The 17112-nt window shown below is 71.5% G+C and carries 20 protein-coding genes and 3 pseudogenes; 11 read left to right on the forward strand and 12 right to left on the reverse strand.

Annotated features, from left to right (window positions below):
- The first annotated feature begins 62 nt into the window (after positions 1-62).
- Positions 63-968 carry an oxygenase MpaB family protein gene (locus ACH4KB_RS15240; protein WP_398066417.1) on the forward strand — a complete coding sequence of 302 codons (906 nt, stop codon included), beginning with the start codon at positions 63-65 and terminating at the stop codon, positions 966-968.
- Positions 969-1067: 99 nt separating this feature from the next.
- Here the strand turns inward: ACH4KB_RS15240 and ACH4KB_RS15245 are convergent, their stop codons facing one another.
- Both ACH4KB_RS15245 and ACH4KB_RS15250 read right to left on the reverse strand, forming a co-directional pair.
- Positions 1068-1670 carry a class I SAM-dependent methyltransferase gene (locus ACH4KB_RS15245; RefSeq protein WP_398066418.1) on the reverse strand — a complete coding sequence of 201 codons (603 nt, stop codon included), beginning with the start codon at positions 1668-1670 and terminating at the stop codon, positions 1068-1070.
- A gap of 59 nt (positions 1671-1729) precedes the next feature.
- Positions 1730-1909: pseudogene (locus ACH4KB_RS15250) on the reverse strand (TerD family protein); the annotation flags it as partial.
- Between the two features lie 157 nt (positions 1910-2066).
- Here ACH4KB_RS15250 and ACH4KB_RS15255 point away from each other — a divergent pair.
- Positions 2067-2183: pseudogene (locus tag ACH4KB_RS15255) on the forward strand (ATP-binding protein); the annotation flags it as partial.
- Positions 2184-2207: 24 nt separating this feature from the next.
- On the opposite strand, the gene ACH4KB_RS15260 reads toward ACH4KB_RS15255, so the two are convergent.
- On the reverse strand, positions 2208-2636 hold the full coding sequence (locus ACH4KB_RS15260) for a PPOX class F420-dependent oxidoreductase (RefSeq protein WP_398066419.1): 429 nt from the start codon (positions 2634-2636) through the stop codon (positions 2208-2210).
- A gap of 139 nt (positions 2637-2775) precedes the next feature.
- Between ACH4KB_RS15260 and ACH4KB_RS15265 the strand changes: the two genes are divergently transcribed.
- From ACH4KB_RS15265 to ACH4KB_RS15275, 3 genes are all read left to right on the forward strand, one after another.
- Entirely contained in the window at positions 2776-3189 is a 414-nt protein-coding gene (locus ACH4KB_RS15265; RefSeq protein WP_398066420.1) for a roadblock/LC7 domain-containing protein, read from the forward strand.
- 109 nt (positions 3190-3298) lie between these two features.
- Positions 3299-4429 (forward strand): DUF6397 family protein, encoded by a 1131-nt coding sequence (locus tag ACH4KB_RS15270; protein ID WP_398066421.1) that lies wholly within the window; start codon positions 3299-3301, stop codon positions 4427-4429.
- Between the two features lie 39 nt (positions 4430-4468).
- Positions 4469-4957: a GNAT family N-acetyltransferase gene (locus ACH4KB_RS15275; RefSeq protein ID WP_398066422.1), complete on the forward strand. Its 489-nt coding sequence runs from the start codon at positions 4469-4471 to the stop codon at positions 4955-4957.
- Positions 4958-5419: 462 nt separating this feature from the next.
- On the opposite strand, the gene ACH4KB_RS15280 is transcribed toward ACH4KB_RS15275, so the two are convergent.
- Positions 5420-7552, reverse strand: coding sequence for a SpoIIE family protein phosphatase (locus ACH4KB_RS15280; protein WP_398066423.1), 2133 nt, complete (start codon positions 7550-7552; stop codon positions 5420-5422).
- A 240-nt stretch (positions 7553-7792) separates the two neighbouring features.
- Between ACH4KB_RS15280 and ACH4KB_RS15285 the strand changes: the two genes are divergently transcribed.
- Positions 7793-8896: an enoyl-CoA hydratase/isomerase family protein gene (locus tag ACH4KB_RS15285; protein ID WP_398066424.1), complete on the forward strand. Its 1104-nt coding sequence runs from the start codon at positions 7793-7795 to the stop codon at positions 8894-8896.
- A 44-nt stretch (positions 8897-8940) separates the two neighbouring features.
- Here ACH4KB_RS15285 and ACH4KB_RS15290 read toward each other — a convergent pair whose 3' ends face one another.
- Positions 8941-9168 (reverse strand): hypothetical protein, encoded by a 228-nt coding sequence (locus tag ACH4KB_RS15290; protein ID WP_047180342.1) that lies wholly within the window; start codon positions 9166-9168, stop codon positions 8941-8943.
- 65 nt (positions 9169-9233) lie between these two features.
- Positions 9234-9728, reverse strand: a complete 495-nt coding sequence (locus ACH4KB_RS15295) for a hypothetical protein (protein ID WP_398066425.1) — start codon at positions 9726-9728, stop codon at positions 9234-9236.
- Positions 9729-9942: 214 nt separating this feature from the next.
- On the opposite strand from ACH4KB_RS15295, the gene ACH4KB_RS15300 reads away from it, so the two are divergent.
- Together ACH4KB_RS15300 and ACH4KB_RS15305 are read left to right on the forward strand one after the other, a co-directional pair.
- Positions 9943-10785, forward strand: a complete 843-nt coding sequence (locus ACH4KB_RS15300) for a pentapeptide repeat-containing protein (protein WP_398066426.1) — start codon at positions 9943-9945, stop codon at positions 10783-10785.
- Between the two features lie 64 nt (positions 10786-10849).
- Positions 10850-11083 (forward strand): annotated as a pseudogene (locus tag ACH4KB_RS15305) (transposase); the annotation flags it as partial.
- A gap of 218 nt (positions 11084-11301) precedes the next feature.
- On the opposite strand, the gene ACH4KB_RS15310 reads toward ACH4KB_RS15305, so the two are convergent.
- From ACH4KB_RS15310 to ACH4KB_RS15335, 6 genes are all read right to left on the reverse strand, one after another.
- On the reverse strand, positions 11302-11697 hold the full coding sequence (locus tag ACH4KB_RS15310; protein WP_398066427.1) for a cupin domain-containing protein: 396 nt from the start codon (positions 11695-11697) through the stop codon (positions 11302-11304).
- Positions 11698-12031: 334 nt separating this feature from the next.
- On the reverse strand, positions 12032-12550 hold the full coding sequence (locus tag ACH4KB_RS15315; protein WP_398066428.1) for an SRPBCC family protein: 519 nt from the start codon (positions 12548-12550) through the stop codon (positions 12032-12034).
- Positions 12551-12740: 190 nt separating this feature from the next.
- A complete protein-coding gene (locus tag ACH4KB_RS15320; RefSeq protein WP_398066429.1) occupies positions 12741-13331 on the reverse strand; it encodes a hypothetical protein in 591 nt (196 codons plus the stop codon).
- A gap of 4 nt (positions 13332-13335) precedes the next feature.
- A complete protein-coding gene (locus ACH4KB_RS15325) occupies positions 13336-14355 on the reverse strand; it encodes a DUF6286 domain-containing Asp23/Gls24 family envelope stress response protein (protein ID WP_398066430.1) in 1020 nt (339 codons plus the stop codon).
- A complete protein-coding gene (locus tag ACH4KB_RS15330) occupies positions 14352-14579 on the reverse strand; it encodes a hypothetical protein (RefSeq protein ID WP_398066431.1) in 228 nt (75 codons plus the stop codon). The genes ACH4KB_RS15325 and ACH4KB_RS15330 overlap by 4 nt, the downstream gene beginning before the upstream one ends.
- 4 nt (positions 14580-14583) lie before the next feature.
- On the reverse strand, positions 14584-15108 hold the full coding sequence (locus tag ACH4KB_RS15335; protein WP_398066432.1) for an Asp23/Gls24 family envelope stress response protein: 525 nt from the start codon (positions 15106-15108) through the stop codon (positions 14584-14586).
- Between the two features lie 306 nt (positions 15109-15414).
- Here ACH4KB_RS15335 and ACH4KB_RS15340 point away from each other — a divergent pair, with 306 nt between their 5' ends.
- The 3 genes from ACH4KB_RS15340 to ACH4KB_RS15350 are packed head-to-tail and all read left to right on the forward strand — an operon-like array spanning position 15415 to position 17071.
- Positions 15415-16002, forward strand: coding sequence for an RNA polymerase sigma factor (locus tag ACH4KB_RS15340; RefSeq protein ID WP_398066433.1), 588 nt, complete (start codon positions 15415-15417; stop codon positions 16000-16002).
- Complete coding sequence (locus ACH4KB_RS15345) at positions 15993-16736, forward strand: hypothetical protein (RefSeq protein WP_398066434.1); 744 nt, start codon at positions 15993-15995, stop codon at positions 16734-16736. Before ACH4KB_RS15340 ends, ACH4KB_RS15345 begins: the two co-directional genes overlap by 10 nt.
- Positions 16733-17071 (forward strand): Asp23/Gls24 family envelope stress response protein, encoded by a 339-nt coding sequence (locus ACH4KB_RS15350; protein ID WP_398066435.1) that lies wholly within the window; start codon positions 16733-16735, stop codon positions 17069-17071. The genes ACH4KB_RS15345 and ACH4KB_RS15350 overlap by 4 nt, the downstream gene beginning before the upstream one ends.
- The last annotated feature ends 41 nt before the right edge of the window (positions 17072-17112 follow it).

Raw genomic sequence — 17112 nt, forward strand, 5'->3', positions numbered from 1 at the left:
GGCCCGGGTGTGGGAGAAGGCCTCCGCGTAAGGTTGGACGTCCGGCCGAACGAGGGGACAGCGTGGTGAAGCGGTACGACCGGCTGAAAGGGATTCAGCGACTTGACCCCGAGCGGGACTTCCTGGAGATCTACCGTCTCACCGTCACCCACGAGTTCCCCTGGGACATCGCCCGCGCCCTCGAACTGGCCCTGTACCGCACCTATGCCGTGCCCAGCATCGGCCGACTGCTCGATGAGACGGCTGAGTTGACGGAGCGCTCCCAGAAACGCTACGACGACACCGCCCTGCTGCTCGATACGGTGGTGGAGCACGGCTTCGACACCGAAGACGGCCGCACCGCCGTCCGCAGGATCAACCGCATGCACCGCAGCTACGACATCAGCAACGACGACATGCGCTACGTCCTGTGCACGTTCGTCGTCACCCCGAAGCGCTGGTTGGACAGCTTCGGCTGGCGACGTCTGTGCTGCCACGAGCGGGGCGCCTTCGCCGCCTACTACCGCACGCTCGGTGCTCATATGGGGATCAAGGACGCTCCCGAGACCTACGAGGACTTCGAGCGGACCCTGGACGCCTACGAGCACGAGCATTTCGGCTGGGACGAAGGAGCCCGCCGGGTAGCCGACGCCACCCTGGCGCTGATGGCGTCCTGGTACCCGGCGCCCCTCGCCCTGCTGGTGCGCGGCGCCAGCCTCGCGCTCCTGGACGACTCGTTGCTCGGGGCGTTCCGCTACCGCCGCCCGGGGCCGGTGGCCCGGGGAGTGACCAGGGGTGCGCTCAGGCTCCGGGCCGGTACCGTCCGGCTCCTGCCGCCCCGGATGACACCCCACTACGGGCGCCAGAACCCCGAGATCAAGGGATATCCGAACGGGTACGAGATCGCGGAGCTCGGTACGTACCCCACGCCGGGCGTCCGTGGCTGCCCGGTACCCGGCCGCCGCCCGCCGCAGTCACCCGCCGAGTGACGCGACGTGCCGCGGCCGGATCATGCGCGGTGCCGCCACGGCAGCGCCTGACTCGGACGCTTTCCGCGTACGGCGGTGGGCCCGGCCGAACCCTCGGCCTCAGGGCTGCCTGACAGCGAGGGCGAGAAAGCGGTCGTCCTCGTCCGTGTAGGACTCCAACCGCCACCCCGCCCCCGCCAGCAGCACGCGCAGCCTGGGCTCGGCGCGCAGGTCGTCGTCGGTGACCGTCCGTCCCCGGCGTGCGGCGAGGGCGGCCCGGCCGATCGGGTGGAACAGAGCCAGGACCCCGCCCGGCCGAACCACGCGGGCGAGTTCCGCCGCGTCGGCCTCGGGGCGGGCCAGATGGGAGATCAGCCCCGCTCCGAAGACCGCGTCCAGGACTCCGTCACGCAGCGGCAGCCGCGCGACGTCGGCACGGACGAGTGTCCCGCTGTCCCCTCGTCCCGCCCGCACCGCGGCCTCCAGCATCGCCGGGGTCAGGTCGGCGCCCAGCACCGTGCCCTCCGGCCCGACCGCGGCCCGCAGCGCGGGCAGCGCGCGCCCCGTCCCGCAGCCCGCGTCGAGCACGGCATCTCCGGGACGCAGCCCCAGCAGTCCGACCGCGGTGGCGTAGGCGGGGCCGTCGTCGGGGAACCGGCTGTCCCAGTCGGCCGCACGCGGAGTGAAGAAGTCCAGGACGTGATGGGTGTGGTCGTGAGCCATGGGGACATGATCGCGCAACCGGTGTGGGGCGCGCCGCCACCGGAGCACGATCTGCCCAATCAGACGTTGACGCCGTAGTCCGAGGCGATGCCCGCCAGGCCGGAGGCGTAACCCTGGCCGGGGGCCCGGAACTTCCACTCGGTGCCGTGCCGGTACAGCTCGCCGAAGACCATCGCGGTCTCGGTGGAGGCGCCATCGCTCAGGTCGTAGCGGGCGAGCTCGACGCCGTTGGCCCGGTGCGCGCCCGCACGTCATGCACGGGCCACGGCCACCAGGCGCAGCCCGTCTCCGCTGCCCGGTCCGCCCGGGCGAGCAGCCGGTCGCGCTCCTCCCGGTCCACGGAGCACCGGTCGGGCACGGCTTCGGCGGCGCCCCGGGTGACCAGGGTGGGGAAGTACTCCGGTCGTGCTGTGCGACGCCCGCGACCGGGCATCCGGAAAAGAAGTCCTGATCCGTACGGTCGAGTACGCCGGGCGCTTGCTCACGGCCCGGCTCCTCGCCTCCGTCGGCTGACGGCCCGGCACCGCGGCCAGTCCGTCAGCCGACCATGTCGGCCATCGCGACCACCTTGTCGATCCGCACCCGTACGACCAGTTCGCCGGGCACGCCGTTGCGCCGGCCGAACTCCTCGGCGGCGTCGGCCTCCACGTAACGGTGGGCGATCAGCGTCGCCCACCTCAGCAGTTCCCCGGGGTCCGTGCTCAGCTCGGCATGCCCCTGCACCACCGCGAACGCGTACGGAGGCCGGTCGTCGTCGACGCAGAGGGAGACCCGTCGGTCGCGTGCGAGGTTGCGTCCCTTCACGCTCTCCTCGCCGGTGTTGAAGACCACCGAGTCGCCGTCGAGAAGGAACCAGACGGGTGCGATGTGGGGACTGCCGTCGGCCCGCACCGTCGAAACCTTCGCCGTGCGCGTGCCCTTCGAGAGGAAGGCCCGCCATTCTTCCTCGGTCATGTGGTGTGCCATGGGCCCATCCTGAGCCCGATCCCCGCATGGCGCGAAGCGACGCCCCCGGAGGAGAGGGGCGCTTGCCCCCGCGGGGCCGTTGCGCGAGGCTTACGCGCGTAGCGGGCACGGGGAACGAGGGTACGGGGAGGACGAGCACATGCCGCTTGACCGGGGACTTGACTGGCTCCTTGACGATCTCACCAGCAGGGTGCAATTCATACGGCACGCCTTGGTGCTGTCGAACGACGGACTGGTCACCGGGGCCAGCACCGGGCTCGCCCGCGAGGACGCGGAACATCTGGCGGCGGTCTCCTCAGGGCTGCAGAGCCTGGCGCGCGGTTCGGGGCGCCACTTCCGGGCGGGCCGGGCGCGTCAGACCATGGTCGAGTTCGACGAGGCGCTGCTCTTCGTGACGGCCGCCGGCGACGGCAGCTGTCTGTGCGTGCTGACCGCGGCCGAAGCCGATGTCGGCCAGGTCGCCTACGAGATGACCCTGCTCGTCAACCGGGTCGGCGAACACCTCGGAGTCTCCGTTCGTCAGGGCGGACCTGACGACATCGAACCCTTCTGACCTGCACTTATCATCGCCGAAAAAGAGTTATCCACAGGGGTGACGGGCGATGACTCCTCCGGGCTACCGTAATCACGGAGAGTAATTGAACCGACGGGGGAGGACAGTCATGACGGTCAGGGAAGTGTTCCGAGCACACGCCGGGAGCCAGGGCACGGACACCAGGGCCCAGGCCGCGCGGGCCAGGACCCGGGGCACACGGGCCATCGGCACGAGCGCCCGGGGCGATGCCCATGCCGAGGACGTCGGCACAGAGGCCGAGGGCGCGGCCGGGCGAACCGCGTCCGCCGCCCCGGCGGCGACGGTCGCGGCCGGGCGCGCGGCCCAGGAGCTGGGCATCCGGCGTGCGGAGTTCGAGCTCGCGGTACACCTCGGGCTGATCGCCGTCGTCGGCGCACCGGGCGGTGGGCGGCCACGGGTGCACGAGGAGGAGATCGCGCGCCTGCGGGAGCAGCCGGGCTTTCCCGATGGCCTGGCGGAGCGGGTCCGCACCGTCGGAACAGCCGAAGGAGCCGCCCTGTTGGGCATCGCCCCGGCGCGGTTCACCCGGCTCGCCCGGGCAGGGTGCGTCTCACCGGTCACGTTCTATCTGAACCGGTATCGCGCGGTGGTCTGGCTCTACCTCGCGGACGAGCTTGCCGCCTTCGCGGCCCGGGAACCCGCCCTGCTGGCCGGACGTACGCCGTTGGGGATGCGCTCGCTGCTCGAGTCGGGCGCCGACTGGCGGCCGCGCAACTGGCGCTCGCAGCGCATCGACCGGCTGCTGAACCGCACGAAGGACCCCTGGGTGCGAACGGCGGTCCAGGCATCGGCACTGGACCCCGTGCAACTGGCGGAAGTGGTGGACGACCCCTATGAACGGGCCTATCTCGTGCGCGTCCGGCCGGAGCCGGTCTTCGGACGCCCGGGTTCCCTGGCGGCGAGGGAGGCCATGGGGGAGCTGATGCTGGCCGATGACCCCGACGAAATCCTCTGGCGGCGGGTCAACCTGACGCTGGAGCTGGACGGGGCACGTGAGGACCGGCCGGCCCCGTGCCCCCGGGGCGACAGCGCAACCCGAGCGGCGCCCGCCGTCCGGACCGGCGCCGGAACCCGTACCGTGACCGCGCTCGCGGCACCCGCCGCCGAGCCGGCTTCGCCGCCCGCCGGCGCCAGGGCGTCAGGCTGCGCCGCGGCGGGGGTGCCGACCGGAAAGGGGCTGCTCGCAAGGCTGGGATGGCGCGGGCGCGGAGCCGAATAGGTGTTCGCGCCGATCGTTCGGATGGGCCATGCTGTTCGCATGTTGATCAGGGAAGCGACCCCCGAGGACTGGCCTGCCATCTGGCCCTTCTTCCATTCGATCGTCTCCGCGGGCGAGACGCTCACCTATCCACTCGATCTCGGTGAGGAGGACGCCGAGGGATGGTGGTTCGTCGCAGCGCCGAGCCGGGTGGTCGTCGCCGTGGACGATGCGGGGACCGTGCTCGGCACGGCGAAGATGAACCGCAACCACATGGGCAACGGAGCGCACATAGCCAGCGCCACGTACATGGTCGACCCTGCTCACTCCGGCCGGGGAGTGGGGCGCGCGCTGTGCGAGTACTCGGTCGGCTGGGCTCGCGCCGAGGGTTATCGGGCCATGCAGTTCAACGCGGTGGTCGAGACCAACACGCACGCCGTCAAGCTGTACCGTTCGATCGGCTTCGACGTGATCGGAACCGTGCCGGAGGGCTTCAACCACCCGACCGAGGGCTATGTGGGGCTTCACATCATGCACAAAGCACTCTGACGACAGAACGTCCTCACAGCGCACGCCCTCACCCGCGGGTGTGAGCGCGGCGATCAGCCGAAGGGGCGATCCGCTGTCGGTCCCAGCTCCGGCCCCGGCAGTGTTCGCCCCGCCGGGCCGGCGTCCGCCGCGCCGCTCGCGGTGGCCACTACGGCGTCGAAGCGGGCCGGCGCCTCCGTCCCGCTCTCGCCCCGGGCATTTGGCGGGCGATGTCCCCGCCGGACCAGGCGAAGGCGGTCGTCAGGTACTGCCGGACCGCGTCCTCGTCGGCCCGCGTCTCCAGGTCACCGGCCGACAGTTCGCGGATTCCGTCGCGGATCCGGACCTCGATGCCGCGCTCCGCGGCACAGGTGGCGGCATCCTGTGGGCCGTCCGCAAGCGGCGTACCGCCCAGAACTGACGTTCCACGGGCGAGGGGTGTGCCGCATCACCGCGGTGGTGCGGCACACCCCTTTCCGTCCGTCACCGTTCCGCGACCGTCCGGGGCGGTGTGGTGGCCGGCGGGGGAGCGGGGCCGATCTCGCACCAGACGGCCTTGCCCTCGCCCCTCGGTTCGATTCCCCAGCGCGTGGCGACCGCGTCGAGCAGGAGCAGTCCCCGGCCGGAGGTGGACGTCTCGCCCGGCGTACGCCGACGGGGCCAGGCGCTGGACCGGTCCTGGACCGACAGCCGGATCCGCCGCACCGGTTCGGGCAGCACCTCCAGCGTCAGGACGGCCCCGCCCTCGGTGTGCAGGAGCACGTTCACCAACAACTCGCCCGTGACGAGCTCGGCATCGTCGGCGAACTCGGCCATGTCCCAGTCGGCGAGGGCCTGGCGCACGATCGCGCGGGCGTCCGAGAGCCCTTCCGGGTCCGCCTGGTGAATGTACTGGTGCAGTCGCGGCGCGTGCGACGACCCCACGTCGGGGCTGCGGCGCAGGACGAGGAGCGCCACATCGTCCCCCGCCCCCCACCGCTCCCACAGCCGTTCCGACAGGTGATCGGCCAGCGCCTCGGCGCCGGCGGGCCCGGCGCTCACCTCGTTGCGCAGCGCGTCGATCCCGGTGTCGAGGTCGGCTCCGGGCTCCTCCACCAGCCCGTCCGTGTACAGGACGAACGTCTCACCGGGCACCAGGTCCAGCCGGGTCTCCGGGTACTCCTCGTCCTGAAGGTCCGTGGAGGTGCCCAGCGGTAGTCCGCCGCGCACCTGTGGGCTGCCGACCCGCCCGTCGAGGTGGCGGATCAACGGGCCGAGGTGCCCGGCCCGTACCACCTGCACCGCTCCGGACGCCAGGTCGACCTGGGCGTAGGTGCAGGTGGCGAAGCGGTCGGTGTCCAGTTCGGAGAGGAAGCGGGAGGCCCGCGCCAGCACGGTGGCCGGCGGGTGCCCCTCGGCGGCGTACGCGCGCAGGGCGATGCGCAACTGGCCCATGATCGCAGCCGCGTGGGTGTCGTGTCCTTGCACGTCCCCCACGACCAGTCCGTAACGGTGCTTGGGCAGGGTGATCACGTCGTACCAGTCGCCACCGACCTGCCGGCCGCTCCACGCCGCGTGGTACCGGACCGCGATCTCGCCGCCCTCGACGTCCTGAATCCGGGGCGGGAGCATCGCGGACTGGAGCTGCGTGGCGAACTCCCGCTCCTCGTCGAAGAGCATCGCTCGCTGCAGGGACTGGGCCACGATGGCGGCGAGGCCCAGGCACAGAATGCGCTCGTCCGCGTTGAAGACTGTGCGCTCGCGGTAGAAGAGGGCCAGACCACCGAGCGACCGGGCCTGGGCCACCAGCGGAAGATACGCCGCCGCCCTGAACTTCAGCTTCCCGAGATGCGGCTCCAGTTCCGGGTAGCGACGGGCCAGCGCGGAGAGGGAGGTGATGAACCGTGGGCGTCCGCTGCGGATGGTGTCCGCGAGGGGGAGGTTGCGGTCGAGATCACCGGAGCCGAGTCCGTCGAGCACCTCGAGCGACTCGCCGCTCAGCGCGACGATGTTCAACGTGGAATTCTCCACGAGCCCCAGGGCGAGGCCGTCGGCGCCGAGCCGGGCCAGCCCGCCCGGTCCGGTGAGGGCTGCCGTCACGTCGTCCACGGTCACCGCACGGGACATGGCGCTCGTTGTTCGTTCAACGATGTCTGTCTGGCGCTGCCGCCGCTTTTCCAGATCGAGAACGAAGGCCGAATGGGTGACCTCCGCCGTCGCGTCCCGGACGACACCCACGATCCGGTGCGCCCTCCCGTCCTTCGATCGCAGAATGCGGGCCTGGACATGGGTCCACTGGGTGGTCCCGTCGTCCAGCGGCACACGGAAGTGGACGCTGTAGCTGTTACTGCCGCCGGTGATGGCCTCGTCGACCGTGACATCGAGCCGGGCCCGCTCCGCCGGTTCCAGGTGCTCCAGCAGGGCGCCCGGGCGCGCGTCGAATGTCGCGGGATCCACCCCGAACACCATCAGCCCGGCATCGTCGATGTCCAGGGTCCGCGTGTCCAGATCCCAGTCGAAGCTGCCGGTCCGATTCATGGCGAGGCGTTCCGTCGGCCGGATCTCACCGTTGGTCTTCCGGTCGATCCGGCGGAGCGGAGAGGCCTCGGCGTCCTGCCGCCGTTCGTCGTCGGTCATGCCAGCTCCGGAGGTCGTCCGGCGGGGGCCGCACGTCGGCGGACCCCGTAGGCCTCAATTGTCGAGCCGCATCCATCGGAATGCCACAGCGGCTCGCCCGCGAACCCTTGCGCCCGGACCTCACGCGCCGCATATCCGCTCTCGGCCCGGCCCGGGGGGCGCGGGGCGGCAGCCGAAGGCCGTCAGCGACCATGGAGGGCGTCCCACGTGTCCACGAGGTCAGCGAGCGGAAGCGCACATATGAACGACGACCGGCCCGTCCTGCTGGAGAAGAGGGGCACATGCCTGCACCTCACACTGAACCGCCCCCGGGCGCTCAACGCTCTCAGCCACACCATGGTGAGGCTTCTCGACGAGGCCCTGTCCCACGCCGAGCAGGACGAATCGATCGCATCGGTACTGCTGTCCGGGGCCGGCGACCGGGGCCTGTGCGCCGGAGGTGACATCCGTGCCCTGCACGACGACGCACGGGCCTCGGGACGTGCGTCCCTGGAGTTCTGGCGTGACGAGTACCGCCTCAACGCCCGCATCGCCCGATTCCCCAAACCGTACGTCGCACTGATGGACGGCATCGTGATGGGCGGAGGAGTCGGAGTGTCCGCACACTCCGGAATCCGTGTCGTCACCGAACGTTCACGCGTCGCCATGCCCGAGACCGCGATCGGCTTCGTGCCCGATGTCGGGGGCACCCGCCTGCTGGCCACCGCCCCCGGCGAACTGGGCACCCATCTGGCGCTCACCGGCCGATCCGTCGGGGCGGCAGACGCCATTCTCTGCGGTCTGGCCGATCACCACATCCCTGCCCGCCTCCTGCCTGCCCTGACCGAGGCGCTGGGAGAGCCGGCCGGCCAGGACCTTTCGGTGGCGGGCATCGTGCAGCGGTTCGCCACGGAGCCGCCGGCCGGCGAGCTCCCAGCGCAACGCGACTGGATCGACCGTTGCTACGCGGCGGACAGTGTGGAGGAGATCCTCCGCCGACTGCGTGAAAGCGGTGCGCCCGCGGCGGAGGCGGCGGCGGACGAACTCCTGACCAAGTCGCCGCTCGCCCTCAAGGTGACCCTCGCCGCCGTCCGCCGGGCCGCCCGACTCGACAGCCTGGAGGCCGCGCTCGACCAGGAGTTCCGCGTCTCCAGCCGGGCGTTCGAACACCCTGATTTCGTGGAGGGGGTGCGAGCCCGGATCATCGACAAGGACAACGCACCGCAGTGGAAGCCGGGCTCCCTAGCCGAGGTCGACGACCAGGAGGTCGCCCGGTTCTTCGCACCGCTCGGCCCTGGTGGGCAGGAGCTCGGACTCGCTCAGGGACCCGCCGGCACCCCCGTCAATGGAGGGCAGGCCGAGTAGGACGGACAGGCGGGGGCCAGGCCGGGCGCCGGCCCCCGCCCCGCCTATCTGTCGCTGCCGGAGAGGCTCGGCTGCAGTGCCCGTACGAGAGCGAACAGCCGGTCCTCGTTGCCCGTCAGCCCCGCGCTGCGCAGGGCATGGTCGGCCTCCCGCATCGGAGAGGTGAGCAGCGGCAGGTAGACCGGTGCGTCGTCGGGGTCCGCGAGCGCTGCCCGGGTGGCTTCCAGCAGCCGGACGTACGCCTGCGCCGCGGCAAGCTCGTCGTTGTCCATCTCGGCATCTCCTCCTCAGAGCTGTCGGACCGTCAAGCATCCCCCATGGGTCTGACAACGCCGCCTCAGGCCCGGCCGCGCCCGCCGGACAACCCGCCCGGCGGTTCCACCTCCAGGTAACGCCGCCTGCGGGGCCCTCGATAGAGCAGGACAGTCCAGCCCAGGTCCCGCAGGGCCGAAGCGCAGCCGGCCAGCGCCTCCTCCTCGTCATGAGCGGCGCCGCTCCCGGGCGGTCCGGTCCACTCGACCCGTACCGAACCTGACGACTCCCCCTCGCTCACCCGGTATCCGGCCGACAGGCGTTGTCCCGACGGGTCGACGGCCGAAGGCGTGGCCCCCGACCTCTCCAGAGCCAACGCGATCGCCCTCACCGGGCGGTTAACCTCCCACGGAGCGGGCGCGGCCACGGGGTCGGGCCGCCCGGCGCCGGTGAGCCGGCGGATCTGCAGCAGCCCCTCGAACGCGGTCCGCACCGAAGCGGCCCGTGCCGCCGCGGGTTCGGCGGCCGGTGGGCCGTCGCCGGTCGCGGGCTCGAACCCGTTGGTCTGCTCGGCGCCCATGTGCCCCCTCACTGATCCGTACCGTGCCCAGTCTGCACCGGCGGCGGCCGACGGTGTCCCCGGGGAGCCGCAGTGGTCGACGGGTGCTGTGGCCGACCGTGCTGAACAGAGCGACAGGGCCGACGGGAGTGTCGCCTCCCGGCCCCTCGCTAGACTCGTGTGCTCTGCACCCGTTCCCTTTCCGCAGCACCATTCACGCGAGGACCCGCCGCCCGTGCCCGACAACGAACCGACCGCCGTGCCCGACAACGGACGGGAGGCCCTGCGTGCGGACTGCGCGAACTGTTTCGCTCTGTGCTGCGTCGCCCTCACGCTGACGGCCTCTGCGGACTTCGCCATCGACAAGGACGCCGGGCGGCCCTGCCCCAACCTTCAGGACAGCTTCCGCTGCGGCATCCACACCCGGCTGCGGCCGAAGGGCTTCTCCGGCTGCACCGTGTACGACTGCTTCGGCGCCGGCCAGCAGGTCTCCCAGGTCACCTACGGCGGTCGTGACTGGCGTTCGTCCCCGGACCTCGCCGCGCAGATGTTCCAAGTGTTCCCGGTCATGCGTCAGCTCCACGAACTGCTGTGGTATCTCACCGAGGCCCTCACCCTGCCGGGCGCGCGTCCCCTGCACGGCGAGATCCGCCGGGCCCTCGAAGAGACGGAGCGGCACACCGCACGGCCGGCCGTCGACTTCGCGGAACTGGACATCGCCGGTCACCGCGAGCGGGTCGCCGGGCTGCTTCTGCGCACCAGCGAACTCGTCCGGGCCGCCGCGCCCCGCCGCAAGAAGCGCAACCACCGCGGTGCCGACCTCATAGGAGCCCGCCTGCGCGGAGCCGACCTGCGCGCGGCGGACCTCCGTGGGGCCTATCTGATCGCCGCCGATCTCACCGGCGCCGACCTCCGTCTGGCCGACCTCATCGGTGCGGACTTCCGTGACGCCGACCTCTCGGACGCCGACCTCACGGGAAGCCTGTTCCTCACCCAGGCACAGCTCAACGCCGCCACGGGCAACGCGAAGACAGCGCTGCCCACGTCCCCGAGCCGCCCTCCGCACTGGGCCGCCTGACGACCTGGTTCGTCTCCCTCGTTCCGTGGCGTGATGATCGCGGTGTGGGGATCTCTCTGACGAGCAGTGGTCGGTCTTGGAACCATTGTTGCCGGTCGTGGTGTTGGCCAGACCGTCGCTGCGTCGGCGCAAGCTGACCGGCGGAGTCCCATGGCGGGACCGGACCGGCGCCCGGTCGCGGGACCTTCCGCCGGAATACGGGCCGTGGCAGACCGTCTACGGACTCTTCCGCCGCTGGCAGCGCGACGAGCACTGCGGCGATAGCCGCGGCTACCCGGAACCTGGACCACGTTGCTGACCGGTCCGGTCTGTTGTCAGCGCCGCGAGCAGCGCTCGCGCCACCGCCACCGCCAGGGCCACCGCCCCCGACCTCACCGTCTGGCCGGCCGCCCGTGTCTTTCACGGACGGCCGGCCAGACGGATCGCCGACTTCTCAAACTCGGCGTAGCCCTACCTGACAGAGTTCAACCAGCTCGGTGCCAAAACGCCACAGGCGCCACCGCAGCAGGCCCGTCGTCAGGACAGGCCTTCCTCTGTGAGCTGGTAGAGCTCCGGCACGGAGACTTTGATCGGTTGCTGGGTGGTGCGGGCAATGACGACGACCACAGGCTCGTCCGGGTCGGGATGCTCCTCGCGGTGGGGAACGAACGGTGGGACGAGGATGAAGTCGCCCGGTGCGGCGGAGATTCTGACCTCCTGGTCACCGTCGTGGAAGACGAAGACGGGGTGGCCACTGACCACGTAGATGCCTGCCTCCGACGCGCCGTGGTGGTGGTTGTCCGTCGCGCTCAACGGTGCGTTTTCCACTCGCCCCATCCAGAGGTTCACCGACCCGACGGTGTCGCCGCTGAGGGCTGTGTTCCCGTCCAGTTCCCCGGCGCGGACGTGGTGGACGCGGTTGTTCAAGGCCATGATGCTGTCTCCCTGCCTACTGTCGAAGACGCTTGACTGGGCGTCAAATTAAGGTCGGCACGCAGAGAATTGCAACAAGGATTGCTGAGTCGGCAAATCTGCCAGGTGTGCTGGACAGTGACCGTGTCCAGGAGCGCGGCCGCCCGAACCACGGGCGCAACGCGACCGGCGAAAACGGTCCAAGACCGACCACTGATCGTCAGGAGCCTGTGGCACGTACTGGGCGGCCGAAGACCGCGTTGCTTCTGTCGGACAAGGACATCCGGACCTGGAGCGCAGCCTGGAACACCGACCCCAAGACCTGCATTGGACCAAGACCGCGGCGGACAGGGGACTAGCTTCCGGCGCCCCGGAGGTCCGCCTCCAGGGCTGCCTTGAGACGCTCCAGCGTCGTGCGGATGTTGCCGCTCTGGAACTGCGCGAAGGTCTTCCCGCCTGTCGCGACGCGGTCGAACGCGTTGGCGAGGAAGTCCGGCCAGCGGCGCCGGTCGTCGGTCCAGGTCTCGGTGACCCGGGTCGCGCTGTCCACTGCCTCGAAATGGTAGTCCCACGTGGCGATCGGCCCCGGGAGCAGAGGGCGCCGCAGGCCGATCGCATGCACCCGGAAGGTGAAGCACTCGCCGGGGTCGGCCGCCGTCACTGTGCACCGTGTCGTCCAGCGCGCCGCACCGCGCTTGTTCCGGCCCTCGAAGACCATGCCGACGTACGCACCACGCCGCTCGCCGTGCACGGTGGCGCCACGGTTTTCCGGACTCCAACGCCCCATCGCCGTGGGGTCGCTGAGCTGTTCATAGATGTGCGTCGGGCTGGCGTCGATAACGATGCTGTCTGTCACGGACATGGTGCGGGGCACGGTGAGACTCCTTGTCCACGGCCGTCGACGGGCCACGCCCGGGCGCCGTACGGGCCGTGGGCCGACATCCCGGAGCCCATACCTTACTCATGAGTAGATTCTGTGGGGGCGGGTGGGAGCAGCTCCGGAGTGCCGCCACGCACGTGGGTGGCGGCCGGGCCATCGTGGTGCGAGCCGACACACGGGCGGTTCAACGCGTCCGGCGCTCCCGGCGGTTCGTGACCCGGAGCCGTATGTCGGCCGACAGGCTCTGTTCACCGCCGCTGTTCCGGGCGTCCGCGATGACCCCGGCCACGGACCGCACGATCTGTGCCGGCCAGGCCATGGGCTCCACGACCACCGTGACCACCGCCCGCAGTGGCCGGCCCACCAGACGCACGCGGGCGCGCACCACGTCGTCCAACGCTGCCACCTGAGTGGTCATCGCCCGTTCCCACGCACGCCTGCGCAATACCAGACCGCTCCTTGGCAGCACCGCCCAGCGGCTCCTGCCGGACATGGCCTGACGGGCCAACCACCACACCAGCAGCGCCAGAACGAGGGCGAGCCCGGCGATGAGCGCAGGACTCCACCACCTCTCCTTCCGGAGCCGTACCGTCAATCCGCGGTCCAGCAACACCCCGTCCGGCGCGGGCGTCGGCCACCAGTGCGGGACGCGGCCCACCACCGGGACCCACCCCGAACCGTCGCCCATGGCCAGCCAGCCGCCGCCGACGACCAGCACCAGCCCGGCGGCACCGAGCAGCGACCGGTTGACCGCGCCACGCCTGATTACCGACATCCCTTCACGCCTCTCTCTGCTCAGCCGGAGCCGGAGCCGGAGCCGCTGTCGCGGCGGCTGCGGATTGCGTCGGCTCCTCGATGGACGGCCGAGGCCCGTGCAGGTCACGCCGGAGCCGGACCCCGACCCGCAGCGCGGGAGCCCGAGCCAGGCCCAGCTCCGGCAGGGCCGCTCCGACGACTCGGACCACCTCGGCCCGCCCCTGCTCCAGGGCGCCGTAGCCCACCTCTGCCAGCACCTTTACGCGTCGCCGCCGCACACTCACCCGGACCCGAACCACTCCGGCTACGGCGGCGGTCCGGTCCTGGACGACCCGGGCGGCGGCCGAGCGGTCGAGCGTCGCCCGCAGCCGCGGCGCGGGCGCGTCCATCGTCAGTCCGCGCCGGTACCCCGGGATCAGGGCGCACCCCAGTAGCACTGCGCCGGTCAGCGCGGCCAGCACCCCGCCGACCCGGACCGCCGTGTCCGCCGGGCCGTGCGTCGACGTCCAGTCGACCAGCCAGGTCCGCCAGGCGGCGGGCGTGCTGCCGAGCCGCACCGCGACGACGTCCACCAGGAGCAGCGCACAGCTGGTGGCTAGGACGGCTGCCGTCAGCGCTGCGGGAATCCGGCGCTGGGCCCGGATCCGGCGGCCCGGGCCACCGCTCCGTACGGCGTGCTCCGTCCCGCGCGTGACATCGTCTGCCCCGGAGGACGTATCGTCCGAGGGGTTCCGGGCGGACGGCAGCGGTATCACCGAGAGCGCATCGATCCGAACGTCCGCGTGCGGAACGGACAGGCCCGTCAGGGCCGCCGTCCGGGTCCGTGCCCGCTCCCGGATCCGCTCGGCCGCCTCATCCGCCCGTATGGGATACGGCAGCTGGATGCCGACCGTGACCCGCGCGGACGCGCCACGCACCGAAGCGGAACCGCGGGTCACCGCGCCGCCGTCGGGCAGCGCCTCGGCCGCCGCCTGCTCGGCGATCCGCCGGACGGCGCGGGGAGCCACCGTCGTCGTACCACGCTCGGCGGCCGAGACCGTCATGGCCGCCGCCCGGCCACCGTGTCCAGGAACTCGCGCAGGCTGGTGCCACCGTCCATGAGGTGTCCGGCGAACCAGCCCACCGCCCCGAGTGACGCGACCACAAGGAAGGCACCGAACCCGCCGAACCAGCCCGCGAACCCCAGTGCCATGCCCGCCGCCGCCCCGTAGGCACCCCGGCCCGGTGCACCGCCCGCCGGGCCGGACGCGTCCATCTTCCGCGTCACGCCGTCACGCCACGCGCGTCTCGGACGAGGCGGCCTCGTCGTCGTCCTCGGGCAGATGCACGTCGTTGACCGTCACATTGACCTCCACGACCTCAAGGCCCGTGGTGCGCTCCACCGCTGCGATGACGTTCTCGCGGACATCGTGCGCCACGTCGGTGATCGCGACCCCGTACTCGACGACAATGTCCAGGTCGATAGCGGTCTGGCGCTCGCCCACCTCGACCTTGACGCCCCGCCCGACGTTCGGCCGGCCGCCCGGCACCCGGTCGCGGACCGCGCCGAGGGTGCGGGAGAGGCCGCCGCCCATGTCGTGGACGCCGGGGATCTCGCGGGCCGCCATCCCTGCGATCTTCACGACGACGGTGTCCGCGATGGAGGTGCGCCCTCGCGTCGCCGCCGGCTCGGCTGCTCCGGTGGCCCCGCTGCCGACCGTGGTGGTCCCGCCCGCGGAGCCGCTCTGCTTCGTCATGCCCGTCCGCGAAGCGGCTCCCGCGGGGGGAATGGTCGCTGCTGGCTGGATGGTGGTCATGAAAACTCCTCGCGTCTCGCTCGGCTCGTTCTGCCTGACATTTCGTTGGACACGCTGTCCGCCGATTCGTCACGCGGGTTCGCGGATATTTCCCGGAAGCAGGACGACGGCCGGCGGGGCGCCGGGCGACGGCACGCCGTGCGGTACAGACAAAAGCCGTGCGAGTGCGTGACGTTCGGCCTCGCGGTGTGTCCAACGACGAGAAGCGGTCACGAGGGCACGTGGAGTCGCGTGCGGGGTCGTGCGCCGGTCGCGTACAGAAGCAGGAGCAAGCGTCGTGGAAATGAGCGGGGAAGGAGTTGGTCCGTGCCCGGCGACGGGAATCAGCTGACGGAGCGCGCGCCGGACGCCGCGCCGTCCGACGAGCCACTGCTGGTCGTGAGGGCGGGAGAGGGGGACGAGGAGGCCTTCGAGGTGCTCGTGCGCAGGCACAGCCCCGTGATGTTGCAACTGGCGATGCGAGTTCTCGGCGACCGGGCGGACGCGGAGGACGCCGTCCAGGACGCCTTCGTGAGCGCCTGGCGAAAGCTCCCCGAGTTTCGCCGGGACGCCTCCTTCCACACATGGCTCTACCGCATCGTCACCAACCGCTGCCTCAACCGGCTCAGAGCTCGCAGACCGGCGGCGGACCTCGACTCGGTGCCCGAGCAGGCCGCCCCCGAGCACCAGGCGTCCCCTGCCCGTGCGGTGGAGTCGCGGGCAGCCGTCGACGCGCTGGCCGAGGCGATGGCGGGCCTCTCACCCGAACAGCGCGTGTGCTGGGTGCTGCGCGAGATGCAGGGACTGTCGTACGAGAGCATCGCGGGAACGGTCGGAATCAGTCTGCAGGCGGTCCGCGGCCGGGTCTTCCGGGCCCGCCGCTCCCTGACGGAGGCGATGAGCGCATGGCGATGAGCGCCAATCCGGACCGGCCGGAGGAGAGCCGGCACGAGGAGAGCCGATACGAGGAGGAGGAGCAGCTCGGTTGCGGGCGCCTGCTCACCGACGTCTGGGAGGCCTGGGACATCGGCCGCTCGGCGGAGGACCCGCACTTCGCCGCATGCACCTTCTGCTCGGCCGCCCTGGCCGACCTCAGGGGCCTCGGCGACGCGGTACGCCGTACCTGCGAGCAGGAGCCCGGCACGCCGGACACCACGGCCATAGCGGCTCGTGTCATGGAACTCGTACGGCTGGAACTGCGTCCAGGACGCCCACTGCCGCTGGGAGAGCCGGGGGAGGACCACTGGATGGTCGAGTCCGCGGTCGCGCGGATACTGCGGGCGGCGGTCGACAGCCTGCCCGGGGTGCGGGCCGGGAGCTGCCGTATCGCCCCACTCGACCCGTCGGACCCCACCGGAGAGCTGCACATTCGGGTCGAGGTGGCGGCGAGCCTCGGCCTGCCCATGCGGGACCTGGCCGACGCCGTGCGCGCACGGGTCGCCGAGGTCGCCGACCGGGACATCGGTATCCGCGTCGCGACCACCGACGTTCTCGTTGTCGACATCCTCGACACGGTCGACACTCTGGACGTCTTCTACGAGGACGTCGGCCACCGTGTGCACAGCGACGGCGACGGAGCTGACGGTACGGTCATCGGCGGTCACACGAACGGCCGGGCCGACGGACACGGGACGGGAGCAGCGCGATGACCGCGGACACACGCCGGGACCGGGTGGCCGGGGCTGCCGCCGAGGCCGCTCGAGGCGTGCAGGGCGTCGCGTTCCTGCGCCCCGGCATAACGGACCTCCTACGGACCCGGATCGCCGATCGCACCCCGCGCCGCGCCCCACTGACCGGGAACAGGACACCGGGAGTGCGGGTCGGCCGGGACGAGGGCGGCGGCTGGCACATCGACGTTCGGTTCGTCCTGAGCCGTGGTCACCGGGCGCTTGACGTCACCAGGGCCGTACAGGCCGCGGTCGGCGCCGTGCTGCCGGAGGAGCCGGTGGTCTCGCTGCGGATCACTGTGACGGGCGTCGTCTGAGGGCGGCCGGCGCTCGGGCCGGGCGGGTACCCCCTTTCCCG

The organism is Streptomyces sp. NPDC017520, assembly GCF_044329855.1.
Classification (GTDB): domain Bacteria; phylum Actinomycetota; class Actinomycetes; order Streptomycetales; family Streptomycetaceae; genus Streptomyces.